Origin of the sequence: Vibrio sp. S/42/10 (assembly GCF_029890535.1) — a bacterium.
GTDB classification, from domain to species: Bacteria; Pseudomonadota; Gammaproteobacteria; order Enterobacterales; family Vibrionaceae; genus Vibrio; species Vibrio cyclitrophicus.
Map to the genome: position 1 here is coordinate 352,372 of NZ_JAKMZC010000001.1, position 18,535 is coordinate 370,906.

Below are 18,535 nucleotides of genomic sequence, written 5' to 3' on the forward strand. Positions count from 1 at the left end.
TCATTGTTGGCGGGAGGATTATCACGCCAGGGAATATTCAGATTTGTATGTTAGGCGTAGTTAGGTTCGTTAATGGTTTTTTCGTCTTCACTTGGGCTTTCTTCAGCAACTAATTGTTTTTCATATATTTTGAAGAAGGGGTAGTAAATAACTAAATCAAGTAGAATGAGTCCCACAACGAGCAAGCTATTACTCATCTCCCAACCCGCACCCCATGCTGCGCCAATTGGTGCAGGAGCTGTCCAAGGTACTAATGATATTGTTTTACCAATCAAATCCGTTTGAACCGCTATATAGGCAATGGTGGCGTTGATCATCGGTGTGCCTACAAATGGAATAAATAGGATTGGATTCATTACAATTGGGCTACCAAAAATAACCGGCTCATTGATATTGAACAGTGTCGGAACTGCACATAATTTACCGATAGACCTTAAGTGAACGGACTTGCTGCGCAAATAGAGTAAGACAAGCGCAAAGGTTGCACCTGAACCTCCAAGTGTAATAAAGAAGCTCCAGAACGGTTCAATAAAGGTAGCGGGCAATTCGACACCTGCTGCTAATGCATCTTGATTGAGTCCTAAGTTAACCAACCAAAACGGCGCCATGATACCGCCTACAATTGCTGCACCATGAATACCGGCAAACCATAGCGCGTGTGCAAGGAAAGCAGCTAAAAGAATGGCAGGCAAAGAATCCGAAGCAGAAATCAATGGAGCGAATAATGACATGATGGCTGCTGGCAAAATCATGTCTAGCTGTCCCTGTAAGAACAGGTTAAGTGGATAAATTGTAAAAATAACAACTAATGCTGGAATCAACAAATCGAACGATTGACGGATCTTAGCGGGTACCTGTTCAGGTAATTTGATGCCAATGTTTCGTACTTTTAGAAAGCGTGTTAGCTCGGTAACATAAATGGAGACGATAATAGAGGTAAAAATACCCGTCCCCCCCATGAATGATGCGGATAACTTACCGCCTTCCATAGGTGCTGCCACTAGTAAAAAAGTCATTAACGACAATAGGCCAGTAGGAAGTGCATCTAATTTGTAATGGTTTGCTAAGTTATAGGCAATACCGACGCTGATGTAGCAGGACATGATCCCCATGGTCATATTGAAGGGGGTCATGATTTGGTCAAAATATTCCTGTGACATGCTGATCCACCATTGACCAAATACAAAAGAGGTATCTGGCGAAAATGGAGGAAAAGCAAATACGAGCAGAAATGAGCCTACAATCATAAAGGGCATACCGCCGATAAACCCATCACGCATTGCACTGACATGACGTTGTGAAGCAAATGCACCAGCTACTGGCGCAATCTTATTTTCAATGAAATCAAAAAAAGGGTTAGACATAATTTTTCTCCATTATTAGGCGAGCAAAGCTAGTGCCTCATCGAGTATTTTTTCACCTTTCATCATGCCGTAATCCATAGCATTGATAACGGCAACGGGTTTACCTACCGCGTCTGCTCTCAGTTTGAAATCATTCAATTTGTATTTGATTTGAGGCCCTAAAAGGAAGCAGTCGTAAGTATCCAGGTTGGCATCAAACTCATCCAAGCCCACAGCCGTCACTTCAACAGAAAGATTCTTGCTAGAAGCGGCTTCTTGCATTTTTTTTACGACCATACTGGTTGACATTCCAGCAGCGCAGCAAAGGAGGATTTTAGTCATATTATTTTCCTTAGTCTGTTTGACTTGTTGTTTCACGTTAGGGTTATATCTTGTCTCACCATTAATGTAACCGGTTACGGTAACCGATTACAGTAACCGGTTACAGTAACCGGTTACAGTAACCGGTTACATTGGTGTGACTCGCTTCATTGTTTTCTTGGTTATGGGGGAGATAAGTGCGACTTGTTGCATTTTTTTTATAACTGGATCGCAAAAGATCCAGTATTCAGAGGTGTAATGAAGGTGAGAACAGAAAAATAGTATTTTCTCTCGAGTAATTGGATAAGTATGTATCTTCGCTTTAGTTCAATTTTAGTACGAGCGTAAAATAATTCGTTCGGTACAGAGCAAATCGACCACCGATGACAACGGTGTTCTTTAACGTTTTGGGATACAAAAAGTTATTCAAGGAGAGTTAAATTAGAAGAGTCACTGACACGTCTTTGTCCAGAGACGTTTCAGCGGGGCTCGTAACACGTCTTTGCCCCATTGTTTGTTGATGCAATTATTCAGAAGCAGATAGTGTCACTGGAATTGCTGTACTTATATTTATGGTAAGAAGAGGAAATAATAAATGAAAGGATGCGACCATAAATAAACCTAACTTCAGGAAAAGTGCCCCGTAGAAACGCATAGCTATGCGTTTCTAGATCTTAGATGGTGGACTACAGTTGATACTTCGCCTGCCATTTCGTAATACGAGCTTTATCACGATTTTCGTAGGACTGAATTGCTGGCAATAGCTCTAAGTTGAACTCTTTTTCATTATCATGACTTATAGCCGTAAGAAGCATAGTATACCAAGCGGTGACTCCCCCCTGCGGCGGTGACTTAAATTTTGGAAAGTCAAATGTAACACCTTCTCCCTCTAACCATTCATTTGGTAAATCAGGTCTGAGTATCAATGCTCGCCCAAGACCAATTGAGTCCGCTGCATTTATAGATAAGGCATCTATTACTTGCTCCCGCTTTTTAAAGCCCCCCGTCACCACTAAAGGAATATTTGTTAATCCTTTAGCCTTTACTGAAAAATCAATGAAGTACGGGCCGTTTGAAGCGCTGTCAGAGCTGGATTTTGCCCCAGGAAAATATGATCCGCCACTTATCTCAATCAAATCAATAGAGGTTGTGTTGAGAAGGGAAATGACCTCTAGTGCGTCTTCTTGAGTTAAACCACCTTCGAGCTGATCTGAGCAATTTATTTTTATACCAATAGGGAAAGTACCTCCAACAGTACTTCTCACTTCCGCAATTACTTCAATAATAATACGGGAACGGTTTTCTACCGACCCTCCATATAGATCCGTTCGATGATTAAAGAGTGGTGATAAAAACTGACTTAGTAGAAACCCGTGGCCTGCATGAATCTGTACGCCAGTAAATCCTGCTTGTTTCGCAATTGCTGCGGATTTAGCAAACTGATGTGGTAATAAGGCTATGTCTTGCTCAGACATCCCCTCACACTCGAAATCTCCAATACAAAGAGCTGAAGGCCCTTTGGGTTTACTCAACGGTTGATACGCCAATCCACCTGCATGCCCAAGTTGGGGCCAGATATGTGCGTTATTAATTGCAGCACGTGAGGTCAATGCTTGTAGCTCTTTAATATCAGACTGTTCGGATAATACGAGATTTCCTGGATTTTCTGGAAATAGTGCGTCAATTTGAACCTCTCCAACGACCGATAACCCAATACCGCCCTCTGCCCAGCGTTCATAGAGTCGAGACTGTGCCTGAGTAGGGTTTCCCTCTCCATCAGCAAGTGAGTCAGATATTGCTGATTTCATTAGACGGTTTTTAATGATGGCGCCACATGGGAGCTCTAAAGGACGGTTAAGTAAGTTTTCGGTGTGTAATGGTTGGGTCATATCTGCCTCTCTGAGCACCATTGTTATGAATAACAGTAGAGACATTGTTCCAGACTTTAAGTAAACTAAAAAGACACTAATGATTAATATACTTTTAAAAAATATTTAATAATGAATACGTCAGATCTCTATCTATTCATTCGAATCGTGGAAACGGGCAGCATAACCGAGGCTGCAAACCAACTGAGTCTTACTCCTGCAGCAGTCAGCACTGCGCTAAAAAGACTCGAAAAACAGTTAGAGGTACAACTACTTATCAGAACAACCAGACAACTGAGAATAACGCCACAAGGAGAGCAGTTCTTGTTTCATTGCCGTCAGGCACTAGCTAGTTTGGAACAAGGTCGTATAGCCGCACATCAGACACAAGGAAAAGTAAGTGGTAATCTCAGATTGTCCGTCTCATCTGATTTGGGCCGCAATACACTTTTGCTGTGGATAGAAGAGTTATTGAATGAGCACCCTTTATTATCGATTGATCTGACAGTAGGCGATTCTATTTCAGATTTTTTTCTCGAACAGGTTGATATGGCTCTTCGCTATGGGAAGCCAGAAAATTCATCGATGGTTTCATTTCATATCGCGACCATGAGCAGGATCACTTGCGCCTCTCCAACCTATATATCTAGATATGGAGAGCCAATGCATCCTGAAAACTTGAGGGAGCATAATTGCTTATTACACCGCAAGGCTGGTCGCCTGTTTAACTGTTGGGAGTACGCTAACCACTCTGGTACATACAAGGTTAAAGTAGGTAGTAACCGAATCAGCAATGATACCGATATAGTTCGTAGATGGGCAGTTAATGGCAAAGGAATAGCATATCGCTCTCAGATAGATCTCTACTCAGATCTTAGTAGCGGGCAACTTGTACAGCTTTTACCAGACTTTGAATCACCATCGGTTGAGCTAAATCTAATCTGTCCAAGCCGAGAGCAGGTTAGTCCTGCTGTTATTGCTTTTCGGGAGTTGCTTAGGAGGAAGGTATCTCAAATCGTTTCCTCATAAACTTGTTGAATAACCATGCAGTATCTCACCATTAAAAATAGTAGCCGTCAAAATCAGCCATGTTTGGAATTGTTCAGAACCGACCAAAAATACCTCCTGTCGAAACTACTGCATTTTTATTTTTGGTATACGAGAAGTTATCCAAAGATTGGAGACTGTCTGTTGCTGCTAAATCGGAATTGTCCAACTCCAATTCAGTCCCAAAACAAAAAGGGATTGGTATCTCTACCAATCCCTTTTCCAAACTACCTGTAACTACAAGCTTTCAATTGCATTTTGAACCGCAGGGCCAATCTGGCGCTTACGTGAAGTGACGCCTTCCAAAGTTAACATATCGCTTGTTGGTTCAGCGTTGAAAGCCGATTTGATGACTTGATAATCGCTTTCGTCTACCCACAATAGGTTAGCTTCTTTGTTCCTGGTGTCTGTGATTGAGAAGAACAGGTGGTCTAAGCCGTTCTCTTCTTTATAAGACTTCATAGCCGCCAAAAGCTCGTCTTTGCGGTCAATCAGTTGTTGAGCGGTTAGTGTTTCAGCAACGCCGATTCCCACCTGTTTGCCACCGTATTTAAAGTTTTTGTAATCCAGCGTCAGAATGGTTTCAGAAGTAAGATGGCTGAGATCCGATTTAGCAATCAACATCTGTTGTCCGAAATCTTCGACATCAGGAATACCTGCAATTTTTGCCAGTTTCTCTGCGTATTCACGATCGTGTTCAGTGGTGGTTGATGATTGGAATACCACAGTATCAGAAAGAATCGCGCCTAAGCCGACACAAGCAAGGTGTTTAGGTAAGGTCACATCAAGCTTTTCAGCGTTGTCAGCCAGAATAGTGGCAGCCGAACCCCAACCTCGAATATCCATCTCGACAATTTGTGGCGTATTAATCGGTGAGCCACCAATCGCATGGTGATCGACCACAGCAACAATAGATGATTGATCGATGGTTGGCGCTAATTGAGTCACTTGGTTAAAGTCCACCAGCCCTACTCGGTATGAAGAGTAATCTGACTCTACTCGTGGTGATTCTGCATTACAGTAGTTCAAGATAAACGTTGATTCAGGGTTGATTGGCTCAGGCACTGTCGCTGTACCACCATAGATATGAGCCGCGAGCATTGCAGACATTACCGTGTCGCTATCTGGGCTAAGGTGCCCCGTCCATACGAGATCTTCACTGTTTTCATTGGCTGATTGTTGCAAGCTAAAAGCAAAACTTGCTGAACTGAAAGACATGATTACGGCGGTAACGACAGGTGTTAGCTTCACGGGTATTTCCTTATTTGGATTTGTTTCAGAACCCCATAAGCTAGCCATTAAAAATTTCAGAACCGTGTCAGCGATGTTTCAGATTTACTTCAGTAAGTAACGAAATGTAATTCGCCTCTCATTAGGTTTACCCAAAAAAAAGGATCGGTATCTCTACCAATCCTTTGAGTTTCACAAACCAGTTCAGGCTAAGAGGCAATTAATGTTTGTACCTAAAGGTATTGCTATCATCAACAATCTCGATTTTGACAGGCACGGTTCCTTGCTTAACATTGCCGATTCTTGCAAATGCCTTGTGCGAAAGGTCGATAACCCGGCCTTTGACATAAGGGCCTCGATCATTAATTTTCACATCAACAGACTTATTATTGACTGTATTGGTCACTCTCACAATAGTCCCGAAAGGTAAGGTTTTATGAGCCGCAGTATTCGCATTCATATTGTATGTCTCACCACTTGCTGTGAGCCTTTCATGGAATTTATCGCCATACCAAGAAGCTTTACCAGCAAGAGCATGTGACTCGGCATATTCCTTTGTTTTAGAACTGCCGACAGCCGATGTTGAGGTGCATCCGGCTAATATCATAAGAATAAAAGCGGTAAAGATAATATGTGATTTTTTCATGTGATTTAGGTGCGCTAATTTCTGCATGTTCTCTGTTTTCGTTGTTTTTGGTTCAGCTGTATACGTCTGAGTATAGTCACTAATCAGTCAAGACTTCCATTCGGTATGACTTACCAATATTTTCATGTACGACGATTTATTCCGTCATATTCGTGAAAGGTTTTATCGTCAAACCGTCAATTTTAACAACGTCTTAAATTGGATGATTTCTCGAATTTGTTTATGATATCGATGATACAGTTCGTCCATGTCCTCATCAGAATCAGCACATTTGATCTTTTAGGTGATTAAAACCAAGCATCATTGAATTGACGAGATCATCGTTGATGTTTCTACGAAGTTACCTTGGATGGTATCGCCAGCGTCTACGAGGATAATGTTGATTGCTCTGTGCGGGTACTCCCCACTTTAGTGGCTATTTGGCTTAATCTGCCACGAGTGTTGAGTTTATTTGACGCGGAACCCCATGCCATAAATGACCATGGATATCTGAAGAAGTATCGTGACATCGTGAATATCACCATCGCGGTAAAGGCAGGAAAGGTAAGAGAAAGTAGAATTGCATTTACCTTATAGGTGTTGTCAATTTGAAGTTTAACTAAAATCTTATGCACGATTTATGTGACTTGACGATTAACGTTACCGTTAAAAGGAGGCGCTAAATTGCACCTCTTCTTAAAAATCAGAGTCATATAGTGAAACGAAAGCTTACTTTATTTGGAACAAAGAGCTTAACGTTCGTCCTTACTTATAATCTGCTTAACGATATCACCCATATTATCACTCAAGACATCTGGCACCGAATAATGTGGATTATATGGCGCGCCGGATCGATCAATATAAGCGGCTTTTAAACCAGCACTGAGCGCACCATGCGTATCCCAATCATGAGTTGCAACTAATCGAGCCTGAGCAGGTTTTATTTGTAGTTGTTGCAACGCATATTGGTAAGCTGATTTCGCGGGCTTAAAAGTATTAGCTTGCTCGACAGAAATTGTATTATCGAAATAGTCGAGTAAACCCGAAAAGGACAACTGAGATTTAAGAAGCTCCGATGAAGAGTTGGACAACGCAACCAACTGATAGCCAGCTTGTCTTAATTCAATCATCGCGGGCTTAATGTCATCATGAGCAGGCAAGCAAGCAAATGTGCTCAAAATATCTTGGTAGCCCTCATCAGAGATTGTTTTACCTAAACGACCCACGATCGACTGTAAGGCTGATAATGCAAGGCTTTTGAAATCACTGGAGGTGTCAGTAACTAAGCAAACGGTGGATGAATGCAATAACATCGAGAACCAGGTACTCATATGACTCTCATCTCCAAGATATTGACGAAACTTAGGTTTAAGTATGCGCAAATCAAGCACCGTTTCATTTATATCGAACAGAATGGTTTGTGTAGGCATAGTGTGTTCCTCATCGTTATTTTCAGTGGTTAATGCAAGCCGTTCTTTAGATAACTAAACGCTCGAATAAACAAACAATAACAGGCGATGTTTTGACCTGAGTATTGAGTTGAGAGATCTCACAGTACAATTTGATAGCCAAGTTGGCAAAAAACCAACCAATTTAGCGATGGTGAGAGCGGCCTCGGTCGTATCATTGGTTTACAAAAGAGAATCAAAACAGCTAAAGAAAAGCCAAAAGAAGCTATACAATACTCGGGTTGCGAGATCGCAGCATAGAATATTCATTCACAGAAAACCTGAAAGCAGCCACCTATGTCTAAAGACTTCGATTTCACTACAGAATACACCCTCGATAAACCCTTTTTTGCGGAGTGTTATGATCAAACTAGCCTTCCTGCTAAATTTCCGAAAGCCTATTTGAAAGGCATACTTTTTCTTATTTTCGGTGTGGTTTTATTAGAATTTGAGCTATTGCCCAACGGTTATGTTGGTTGGTTCTTTATTGTTTTAAGTGTTATTGAAGCGTTCAGTGTTTATTGCAAGCGAACCTGGTGGTTATGGCGACAAACCATCAGCTCGGGTTCTGGCAGCAAGGTAGTATTTCAGGTTGATTCTAAAGGTGTGAGTTATAAAAACGTTAAAAACACCCGTAGCATTACCTGGAGTGAAATCGACCAACTTCAACAAACGGATTTAGGGTTTATTCTTCACATAGGTAAACAGCGCCAATATGTGAGCAAGTCTTGCTTAAATGATGAAGTGATCACCTTCATGCTACAGCAACACGCAGCATCCAAAGTGAACTAACGTATATACACATAAAAATTTAAACATACTCAAAATACGAAAAGGATTGGTATTGCTACCAATCCTTTTCGTTACCTATTTATTAGATAACAGCTTTTACTTTCTAAAAGCTCTCAATTGCCTTTTGGACAGCAGGACCAATCTGACGTTTACGTGAGGTAACGCCCTTTGGAATTAACCTGTCATTTTTCTAAGGTTTCCCCAGTAAAATTAAATAGAGCCATGTATAGCAGTATTCGGCTCTGTTTAAGATTATAAAAGCCATTCCCATCAAAACAGTTACGCTTTACTGGCTTGTACCGAATTCGTAAGCGGTTTTGTTTTAGTGTCTGGCACTAAAGACATCAGCCCTGTAATTACAAGTGCGGCAATACCCGACATGGTCACTGGCGAGCCAAATATGCTTTGCACTAACTTAGGAGCTTCTTTCAATAAGTCCGGCACAAGCATGACCCCTAGTCCCAAACCTAGTGAGATAGCAATCGTCATGATTCTTCGGCGATCCAGCTTCTCATTAGCAATAATTTTGATGCCAGCAGCGGCAACCGTACCAAACATCACCAATGTAGCTCCGCCTAATACTGGCTTTGGAATTGTCATTAATACCGAACCTAAGATAGGAAAAAGCCCTAATAGGAAAAGGATAGCCGCGATAAAGTAGCCGATGTATCGGCTCGCTATTCCCGTAAAATGAATCACACCATTGTTCTGGCTGAAAGTCGTATTCGGAAAAGTATTGAAAACAGCGGCGATAAGCGAATTCACGCCATCAGCTAGCACACCTGCCTTTAGTCGATTGATATATTTAGGCCCTTTAACAGGCTGTCCTGAGAACATGCTATTGGCGGTAAGGTCACCTGTCGTTTCAATAACGGTGATTAAGTAGATAAAAGCAATCGGGAGAAATGCTTGCCAATCGAAAGCGAAACCATATTTAAATGGGACAGGGATACTCAATAAAGGTTGAGAAGCAAAGGTTACCATTGAAGCCTTACCCATCAAAATAGCCACGCACCAACCAACAACTAACCCGACTAAAATTGATGACAACCTTACCATAGTGCTGTTACTAAGGTTAAGTGCAACTATGGTTCCGAGAACGATAGCACCTAGCATCAGGTTACTTGCAGACCCAAAATCTTCTGCACCAACACCACCAGCAATATCAGTAACACCGACCTTGATCAGAGAGATACCAATCGTCGTGATAACGATTCCGGTGACAACAGGAGTGATAACCACCTTCAGTTTTTCGATAAAACGCGATAGTAGGATCTCGACAAACGCACCAAAGAAACAAACTCCGAAGATAGTTGCAAGCATTTCATCTGGACCACCTCCATTCGCTTTCACTAGAAAGCCGGCCCCTAGAACTGACCCTAAGAATGCAAAGCTAGTCCCTTGGACACAAATCATTCCAGCACCAACAGGGCCAATTTTTTTCGCTTGTATGAATGTACCTACACCAGACACCATCAGTGCCATGCTGATCAAATAAGGAATGTGTTCACCTAACCCTAAAACGCCGCCAATAATGAGTGTGGGTGTGATAATTCCAACAAAGCTTGCTAAAACATGTTGCAACGCCGCGTAACTGGCTGCTTTGACGGATGGTCGGTCATCCAATCCGTAAATCAATTCACTGTTATGTTCCATGTGATTTCCTTAATGTATTTTTTATTGTATACAATTTACATAAAGACAATAGAGCAACATATATGCCAATGGTTTAACATTATATTTATCAATCGGTTAAGTTTCATCTCTAGCCATTGCTGCACTATAGAGCAACACTGTCGGCTTGTTTTAGTGCAACCGATAGTTTATCCGATGTTCCTAAATTTAGCCCTACAGACACAAAAAAGGATTGGTATCTCTACCAATCCTCTTTAGGGGGGGGGTTCGGTTTTTCTACCTATGGAAGGCAGTAACGCGATTACTCGTAATCAGTCGCGTACGTATCTTCGTATGTGTGCGAGTAGAATTCGAATAGGTTGCCAAACGGGTCTTCTAGGTAAACCATTTGCGCTTGTTTTAGTTCGTCTTCTGGGTGGTAACGCATGATGTCCATACGAACCTTACCGCCAAACTCTTCAACGCGCTTAATCGCGGAATGAAACTGCTCTTTTGGAAGCTGTAGACAGAAGTGGAAGATGCCTAGGCGAGAGAAGTCTACTTCGTGACGCTCTTGACGATCTTTCATTTCGAACAGCTCAACACCGATACCATCAGATGTTACTAGGTGTGCAATGTTGAAGCCTTTGAAGCCTTCGCCAAATACTGCGATACACATACGTCCGATTGCTGATTCACGCTCTTCCATAACCTTAGTGTTGTTCATTACGATTCTTAGACCCAGAGCCTTAGTGTAAAACTCGACTGCTTTATCCATGTCGCCCACCATGATGCCTACGTGATTCATTTTCATAACTTGCTCCAAATTCGTTTTTAATTCTGTGCTTTCCGAAGAGTAGCTTCGGTGTTTCGTTTCGATGGAGAGAGTATATGGAGATAATAAGATTAACTGAAATTATCATAATTTATATTAATGATAATTTTTTGTTATTTATAGATAACCATGAGATCTCAGAACACTTAAAGAAGCAGTATCTACATAGATGTTCACGCTATACATAGATGCTCACACTATAAATAGATGCTCACGCTAATAGAGATAAGCCTTATGTAGAGAACAACCTAAAAAGCGTAGCTACCCAAATAGAGCAGTGCCCACTTTGATGGCTTTTGTTGATAACTTTTATCGATAGCCTTCTTCTATCAAAGATAGGATTTGCCTATTGAATCTATAGAAATGTCCGATTTCACTAATTTTTGGTGCGAATGCAATATATCTACATCGACGCGGGATAGCGTTAAACACTACAAATTAGAAAGAGAGTCAAATCATGATCAACACAGAAATCAAACCATTCAACGCAACAGCATTCAAAAACGGCGAATTCGTAGAAATCACAGAGCAAGACGTTAAAGGTAAGTGGGCTGTATTCTTCTTCTACCCAGCAGATTTCACGTTTGTATGTCCAACTGAGCTAGTTGACCTACAAGACAAATACGCAGAGCTTCAATCTCGTGGCGTAGAAGTTTTCTCAGTATCAACTGACACACACTTCTCTCACAAAGCATGGCACGATACTTCTGACAAAATCGGCACTATCGAATACTTCATGGTAGGCGACCAAACGGGCAACATCACAAATAACTTCAACGTAATGCGTGAAGGTCAAGGCCTTGCAGACCGTGCAACTTTCCTAATCGACCCTGAAGGCGTTATCCAAGCAATGGAAATCACCGCTGAAGGTATCGGTCGTGACGCTGAAGACCTACTACGCAAGGTTAAAGCAGCACAATACGTAGCCGCTCATCCAGGTGAAGTTTGCCCAGCTAAATGGAAAGAAGGCGAAGAGACTCTAGCGCCATCTCTAGACCTAGTAGGTAAGATTTAATCTAAGCCTAGCTAACAAGAATAGCTAAAAAGAACAAATAAAACGGTTCTACAGGCGCGCTTCGGCCTCCCTCCTAAAGGGCAGTTGCGTGCCACCCTTTCAAACCATCAACACCACAATATTTGCCGACTTGCGCCCCTTTTTTATTTTCCTTTTTCAGCAAGAAGGTATTGGTCAATACCAAGACACAGAATTAAGAGCAGGCACGATTATGTTAGATCAAGCAATGAAGCAGCAGCTAAAAGCATACCTAGAAAACCTAAAAACCAATGTTCAGTTAGTGCTGAGCCTTGATAACAGCGATACCGCAAACAAACTTCAAGACCTAGCGAATGATATCGCCTCTCTCACTGACAAAATTGAAGTAATTCGAAATGATAGCGCAAGCACTCGCAGCCCTATCATGCAGGTGGTGAACCAAGAGAAAGGTACAGCGATTGGCTTCGCAGGTTTACCGATGGGTCACGAGTTCACCTCACTGGTACTGGCACTGCTTCATAGTGGTGGTCACCCTATCAAGCTTGAAGCTGACGTAATCGAGCAAGTAAAAGAATTAGATCAAGAGCTTAATGTCGAGATTTTCATCTCGCTATCATGCCAAAACTGTCCAGAAGTAGTTCAAGCGTTCAACATGATGTCGGCGATTAATCCTCTGATTAAGACAACCATGATCGACGGCGCAGCATTTCAAGACGAAGTGAAGTCTCGCGACATCATGGCAGTACCGAGCGTATTCATTAACGGTGAGCTATTTGGTCAAGGCCGTATGTCACTGGCTGAAATATTGAACAAAGTCGATTCAGGCGCAGCAGAAAAGAAAGCGGCAAACCTAAACCAACAAGCACCGTTTGATGTATTGGTTGTAGGCGGCGGCCCTGCGGGTTCTTCAGCGGCAATTTATGCGGCACGTAAAGGCATTCGCACTGGTGTTGTTGCTGACCGATTCGGTGGTCAAGTGATGGATACCATGGCGATTGAGAACTTTATCTCAGTAAAAGCAACCACCGGTCCTAAGTTAGTCGCAAGCTTAGAAGAGCACGTAAAAGAGTACGGTGTTGAGGTAATGACTGAGCAGCGTGCAGCGAACATCATCGCAGCAGAAGACACAGAAGACGGTTACATCCATATTGAGTTAGAAAGCGGTGCAACACTGCGAGCTCGTACGGTGATCACCAGTACTGGTGCGCGCTGGCGTGAAATGAACGTTCCGGGTGAGCAAGAGTACCGCAATAAAGGTGTCGCTTACTGCCCACACTGTGACGGTCCTTTGTTCAAAGGTAAGAAAACAGCGGTTATTGGTGGCGGTAACTCAGGTATCGAAGCGGCGATTGACTTGGCTGGTCTCGTTGAACACGTAACCGTACTTGAATTTGCAGACACACTACGTGCTGACCAAGTGCTTATAGACAAAGCGAACACGACACCGAACATCGAAATCATCAAAATGGCTCAAACAACACGAGTGGTTGGTGATGGTAATCGAGTAACGGGTCTGGAATACAAAGACCGCAACACCGATGAACTTAAACAGATCGAACTAGCAGGTATCTTTGTTCAAATCGGCCTGATGCCAAACAGTGAATGGTTGAAGGGTTCAAAAGTTGAGCTTTCACCACGCGGTGAAATTGAAATTAACGCTCATGGTGCAACATCAATGAAAGGTGTATTCGCAGCGGGTGATGTAACAACAGTGCCTTACAAACAAATCATCATTGCGATGGGTGAAGGTGCAAAAGCAAGTTTAGGTGCATTTGACCACCTAATCCGTAACTCAGCTCCGGTTAAAGAAGCTGAAACCGCTTAATCTTTTAAGCAAACATTCCTTAAAACGTTCTTGTTAACTTACTAATTATTGTTAACCACTTAGTCGATTTTTAGACACCACTCCTATGGATTTAGGAGTGGTTTTTTTATTTGTAATTTATGCGGGTTGATAAAGCATGAAAGCAACCACCAGAGCGAGACTTCCGCCCAAGCAACGGTTCACAAACATCATCTGTTTTGGTGATTGCAGTAACTTTTTAAGCATGGTGCCGCAATACGCCCACACCAACATGCACGGTACGCCCGTGATCACCATACCAGCAATAATCGTCACCACTTGAATCAGGTAGTCTGCGTTCGGAGTGATGAACTGTGAAAACACGGTTAATGACGCTATCCAACCTTTAGGGTTTAACACCTGCACCAATACGCCAGACATAAAGCCCGAGCGATTGTCGACAGTGCTTTCTTCGATTTGCATGTTCGCAATCGACCACGCCATGAATAGCAAATAAGCCGCGCCTGCGTATTTCAAAATGTTGTACAGTTCTGGATAAAGGGTGAATAGGCTCACTAAACCGACACTGGAACCCGCCAGTACGATGATGATGCCAACAGCGTTTCCAGATATAAAAGGTAAAGTCGCAGCAAATCCATAACGACTTGAAATCCCAAGTAATGCGATATTGCCTGCCCCAGGTGTAATTGCAATGGATGTTGAAAATAGCAAGAACGCCAGCATTAATTGAGAGCTCATTTCCTCTCACTCCTAATAAGTAAAGTATTTATACGGAGAGAGTTTACAGATTCAACTAGAAATTAAATTGCTATATAGGCTAATATCAATGCAAATTTGAGCAAGACTTTTCAAAAAAAGCCATGAAACAGAAAGAATCCACCAAAGAAGTATTAGATGATACTGATATCGCCATCTTAGAACATATCCAACAAGACGGACGCATGAGCAACAGTAAGCTCGCTGAGAAGGTTAACCTCAGCGAAACCCCATGCTGGCGCCGTTGGAAACGCATGGAAGAGACAGGCTATATCGATGGTTATGCCGCCAAACTCAATCGCAAGAAGTTAGGTTTGCATGTAGCAGGCTTTACCTTAGTTACACTGGGCAACCATGAAGTTGAGAATACCGAGCCGTTCGAAGAGTTTGTTGCTGTAACCGATTGGATTCCTATGTGCCATTGTATTGCCGGCGGTGCCGATTATATGGTGCAAGTATTGGCTAAAGATTTAGAAGAGTACTTTGAGCGTATTAGCTCGATCAGGCGAGTCAAAGGTGTGAGTGCGATTCAATCGAATATCTCGGTTAAAGAGTTGAAAAACAGCTATAAGCTCCCTCTTGGAGAATAATCTTGCTCTCAGTTAATAAGCAGTCGTCTTGCAACAAAAAATGATACTTAAAAGCCCAGCCACCTTAAAATCTTAAAATCTTAAAATCTTAAAATCTTAAAATCTTAAAATCTAACGATGCTGGGCTTTGATATTGAGCCTAATTGATCTGTTTGATAGCTACTCACATGGCGCTGCAAGGTGAATTAGGGCAAGGCCACCGAGTGAGGTTTCTCGGTATTTCTTGTTCATGTCTTTGCCCGTTTGATACATGGTCGCAATAACCTTATCTAACGAGATCAAAGATTTACTATTACGCTTCAAAGCCATGCGTGATGCGTTGATAGCTTTCATCGCGCCCATCGCATTTCGCTCGATACACGGCACTTGAACTAAGCCGCCAATCGGGTCACAGGTCATACCCAACGAATGTTCCATCGCGATTTCCGCCGCGATACAGATCTGCTCGTTACTGCCACCGCGTAGTGCCGTTAATCCCGCAGCCGCCATAGAAGACGACACGCCTACTTCACCTTGGCACCCTACTTCCGCGCCGGAAATGGAAGCGTTGGTTTTGTATAAAATACCAATCGCGCCCGATACGGCTAAAAAGTCTTTTAATTGCTTAGTATCGAGCTCTTTAATAAAGCGATGGTAATACATCAACACGGCAGGAATAACACCCGCCGCCCCATTGGTTGGTGATGTTACCACTTGGCCACCAGCCGCATTTTCTTCACTCACCGCAAAGGCGAACAAGTTAATCCAATCCATGATTTCCATTGGATCGTTTTCAACCGCCGCATTCGCTTCAAGCTTCTTCAACAAGTTTGGAGCACGACGAGTGACGTTCAAGCCACCATCAAGAATGCCCTCAGTTTCAAAGCCTCGTTCCATGCAACGACTCATCACTCGCCAGATTTGATCCGCTTTCTCTAAAATAATGTCAGATCCTTCGAACTGCGCTTCATTTCTTAGAATCATGCCACCCAAGCTCATCCCACTATTATCGGCTTGTTGCAGCATTTCATCGGCATTTTTAAATGGAAAAGGGACTTCTACTGCTTGGATTTGAGTGCCATTTTGCAGTTCGTCAGCAGTTGCGATAAAACCACCGCCAATCGAATAATAAGTTTCATCAACGATTACGTTTCCAGTCTGATCGAATGCAGTAATCATCATGCCATTTTCATGTAAAGGCAGGTTGTCTTCGTGGAATAACATGTCGGTTTGGTAGTTGAAGACAATACGCTTCGTGCCCGCAAGATCCATCTCACCATTATCCACTGCATGACGCATAGCTTGGTTGGCACTGGTAATTTTGATGGTGTCTGGCTTATTACCGAGCAACCCCAAGATGGTTGCTCTATCTGTGTGGTGACCTATGCCAGTCAATGACAAAGAACCGTATAAATCCACCTGAACACGCGTCACTTCTGCGATTTCATCAGCGATTAACTGTGTGAAATGGAAACCCGCAATCATTGGGCCGTTGGTGTGAGAGCTCGATGGCCCCACACCAATTTTGTAGATATCAAAGATCGATAACATAGATATACCAGTAAAAAATCGGTCAATTAAGAAAGAGCGGCATAAAGCCAATCAGGGATAACAGTACAAGCAGCAATCGTCACAACAGCGAACACCAACAAGCCGTAATGACTCGCGGTAGGCTTTGCAAACAAATGCTTTTGCTTGGCTATAAATTCATTCTGTTGCTCGGTTACCTCTCCCCAGAAGCGACTGACGACAACGCCTAACACTAAGAAAACCACGGTGCCAATCAAGGCAAACCAAGGCCAAGCTATTCCACTGTATTTAGCTATGAATACGACGGCCACACTGCCAATACTGCCCGCAATCACCCCTTTCTCGTTCGCTTGTTTGAAGAACAAACCAAGAATGAAAGAACCAAGGCGAATACCAACAAAAATGGAGGTCAGGCTAGCAATGGTTTTAAGTACGGATTCATTTGAAACCGCAAGCAGTGCAGGAACAACAACCGACGCCGCTGCAACAAGGCTCATTTTTCTAGCAACCGATTCATAGTGCGCGTCAGAGGCTTTCTTACGGAAAAAGCGCTTGTAGAAATCGAACGTTGCCACAGTCGCCATTGAGTTATAAGTGGAATCCAATGTCGACATTGCCGCTGCAGATAAAGCCGAGATCACCAAACCAACAATGATCGGGTTAGTATGATTAAACACAAAATCGAGAATTACTTCATTGCTGTTTTCAAAACTGCTGTCCTGATAAAAGACACTTAACAGCACCCCCATCACAGCAAAAAACAGATAAACAAAGAATGCGCCGTAACCACAAAGCAACATCGACTTTTGCGCTGTTTTAACACACTTAGTTGCTAATGTTCGCTGAATAATCAATTGATTAGTTCCATACACACTCAGGTGCAGGAAGCTCACAGCCACTACGCCTGCCCACAATGTGGTATCAACGCCTAAGTCAAAATCAAGGTTGATGATATTCAGATGTTCAGGAGACAACACCTCGCCCGCATCAATTTTCATCAACAATAAAACAAAGATCGCAATGCTGCCGATAATCAACACTGCTGACTGCAGCATATCAGTCCATATTACTGTCGAGATACCGCCCGCATAGGTGTACAACGCGGTAAATAAGCTGATGTAGATGATCGCCTCAGAGATACTGACCGGCAGCACTTGCACTAAGATCAGAGCAACCGCATACAAAATAACTCCTGCCGAAATACACTGAACCACAATAAACACGATGGAATTGATCGTGCGAGCAACAACGCCAAAGCGGTGCTCCAAGTATTCATAGATCGAAGTTAAGCCGAGCTTGTAAAACACCGGAACAAAGAAAATCACAGTGAAAAAGATCACAACTGGGTAGTTCAGGTGAACACTCATCGCTTCCATGCCCGAACTGTAAACCCAACCCGGCATGCCCACGAACGTCATTGCACTGATGTAGGTCGCAAGAATCGACACACCTGCCGTAAACCAACCAAACTGTTTACCACCAGTCGAAAAGTCGCCACCAACGCTATAGCGTCTATTAACTAAGTAGCTGATAAATAGGGTAGTTAGCACATAAAGAGCAATAACCAAAAAACTTGAGTACGTAACCATTTTTAGATTCCGTTTATTATATTGTGCAATCAATTCGCCGCTAATATTACTCAAAAATGGATAACTTCCCTCAAAAACCCATAGTAAGTGTGAGTATTGTCACTAATATAGATGATTAAACGCTCAAAACGCTTTCAAAAGCGCAAAAATACGATCTAATGAGATCAAGA

At 42.6% G+C, this 18,535-nt stretch carries 16 protein-coding genes and 1 pseudogene; 5 read left to right on the plus strand and 12 right to left on the minus strand.

Annotated features, from left to right (window positions below):
- Window positions 1–50 precede the first annotated feature (50 nt).
- From L8S15_RS01580 to L8S15_RS01590, 3 genes are all read right to left on the minus strand, one after another.
- Window positions 51–1,364, minus strand: coding sequence for a PTS cellobiose transporter subunit IIC (locus tag L8S15_RS01580; RefSeq protein WP_016798102.1), 1,314 nt, complete (start codon window positions 1,362–1,364; stop codon window positions 51–53).
- Between the two features lie 15 nt (window positions 1,365–1,379).
- Window positions 1,380–1,685 (minus strand): PTS sugar transporter subunit IIB, encoded by a 306-nt coding sequence (locus L8S15_RS01585; RefSeq protein ID WP_016798103.1) that lies wholly within the window; start codon window positions 1,683–1,685, stop codon window positions 1,380–1,382.
- A gap of 665 nt (window positions 1,686–2,350) precedes the next feature.
- A complete protein-coding gene (locus L8S15_RS01590) occupies window positions 2,351–3,553 on the minus strand; it encodes an NADH:flavin oxidoreductase/NADH oxidase family protein (RefSeq protein WP_029203636.1) in 1,203 nt (400 codons plus the stop codon).
- 111 nt (window positions 3,554–3,664) lie between these two features.
- On the opposite strand from L8S15_RS01590, the gene L8S15_RS01595 reads away from it, so the two are divergent.
- A complete protein-coding gene (locus L8S15_RS01595; RefSeq protein ID WP_016798105.1) occupies window positions 3,665–4,561 on the plus strand; it encodes a LysR family transcriptional regulator in 897 nt (298 codons plus the stop codon).
- Window positions 4,562–4,816: 255 nt separating this feature from the next.
- Here L8S15_RS01595 and L8S15_RS01600 read toward each other — a convergent pair whose 3' ends face one another.
- The 4 genes and pseudogenes from L8S15_RS01600 to L8S15_RS01615 all read right to left on the minus strand — a co-directional run bounded on the left by L8S15_RS01600 (window position 4,817) and on the right by L8S15_RS01615 (window position 7,864).
- Window positions 4,817–5,830 carry a manganese-dependent inorganic pyrophosphatase gene (locus tag L8S15_RS01600; RefSeq protein ID WP_280571931.1) on the minus strand — a complete coding sequence of 338 codons (1,014 nt, stop codon included), beginning with the start codon at window positions 5,828–5,830 and terminating at the stop codon, window positions 4,817–4,819.
- Between the two features lie 199 nt (window positions 5,831–6,029).
- Complete coding sequence (locus L8S15_RS01605) at window positions 6,030–6,482, minus strand: septal ring lytic transglycosylase RlpA family protein (RefSeq protein WP_102286285.1); 453 nt, start codon at window positions 6,480–6,482, stop codon at window positions 6,030–6,032.
- A gap of 253 nt (window positions 6,483–6,735) precedes the next feature.
- Window positions 6,736–7,042: pseudogene (locus L8S15_RS01610) on the minus strand (bifunctional metallophosphatase/5'-nucleotidase); the annotation flags it as partial.
- 144 nt (window positions 7,043–7,186) lie between these two features.
- The gene (locus L8S15_RS01615) at window positions 7,187–7,864 is read right to left on the minus strand and encodes a haloacid dehalogenase type II (protein ID WP_010439735.1); all 678 of its coding nucleotides are present in this window, start codon (window positions 7,862–7,864) and stop codon (window positions 7,187–7,189) included.
- Between the two features lie 315 nt (window positions 7,865–8,179).
- Here L8S15_RS01615 and L8S15_RS01620 point away from each other — a divergent pair, with 315 nt between their 5' ends.
- Complete coding sequence (locus L8S15_RS01620) at window positions 8,180–8,674, plus strand: YcxB family protein (RefSeq protein ID WP_016788976.1); 495 nt, start codon at window positions 8,180–8,182, stop codon at window positions 8,672–8,674.
- A 279-nt stretch (window positions 8,675–8,953) separates the two neighbouring features.
- On the opposite strand, the gene L8S15_RS01625 is transcribed toward L8S15_RS01620, so the two are convergent.
- Window positions 8,954–10,330 carry a nucleobase:cation symporter-2 family protein gene (locus L8S15_RS01625; RefSeq protein ID WP_016768525.1) on the minus strand — a complete coding sequence of 459 codons (1,377 nt, stop codon included), beginning with the start codon at window positions 10,328–10,330 and terminating at the stop codon, window positions 8,954–8,956.
- Between the two features lie 280 nt (window positions 10,331–10,610).
- Entirely contained in the window at window positions 10,611–11,102 is a 492-nt protein-coding gene (locus L8S15_RS01630; protein ID WP_010439712.1) for a VOC family protein, read from the minus strand.
- 478 nt (window positions 11,103–11,580) lie between these two features.
- Here L8S15_RS01630 and ahpC point away from each other — a divergent pair, with 478 nt between their 5' ends.
- Window positions 11,581–12,138, plus strand: coding sequence for an alkyl hydroperoxide reductase subunit C (gene ahpC, locus L8S15_RS01635; RefSeq protein WP_004736364.1), 558 nt, complete (start codon window positions 11,581–11,583; stop codon window positions 12,136–12,138).
- Window positions 12,139–12,349: 211 nt separating this feature from the next.
- On the plus strand, window positions 12,350–13,942 hold the full coding sequence (gene ahpF, locus L8S15_RS01640) for an alkyl hydroperoxide reductase subunit F (protein ID WP_016785695.1): 1,593 nt from the start codon (window positions 12,350–12,352) through the stop codon (window positions 13,940–13,942).
- Window positions 13,943–14,059: 117 nt separating this feature from the next.
- Here ahpF and L8S15_RS01645 read toward each other — a convergent pair whose 3' ends face one another.
- Entirely contained in the window at window positions 14,060–14,659 is a 600-nt protein-coding gene (locus L8S15_RS01645) for a LysE family translocator (RefSeq protein WP_010439706.1), read from the minus strand.
- A gap of 122 nt (window positions 14,660–14,781) precedes the next feature.
- On the opposite strand from L8S15_RS01645, the gene L8S15_RS01650 reads away from it, so the two are divergent.
- Complete coding sequence (locus tag L8S15_RS01650; protein WP_016768523.1) at window positions 14,782–15,267, plus strand: Lrp/AsnC family transcriptional regulator; 486 nt, start codon at window positions 14,782–14,784, stop codon at window positions 15,265–15,267.
- Between the two features lie 159 nt (window positions 15,268–15,426).
- On the opposite strand, the gene L8S15_RS01655 is transcribed toward L8S15_RS01650, so the two are convergent.
- On the minus strand, window positions 15,427–16,797 hold the full coding sequence (locus tag L8S15_RS01655; protein WP_102286131.1) for an L-serine ammonia-lyase: 1,371 nt from the start codon (window positions 16,795–16,797) through the stop codon (window positions 15,427–15,429).
- 26 nt (window positions 16,798–16,823) lie between these two features.
- Entirely contained in the window at window positions 16,824–18,365 is a 1,542-nt protein-coding gene (locus L8S15_RS01660; RefSeq protein ID WP_016788978.1) for a sodium/solute symporter, read from the minus strand.
- Between the last annotated feature and the right edge of the window lie 170 nt (window positions 18,366–18,535).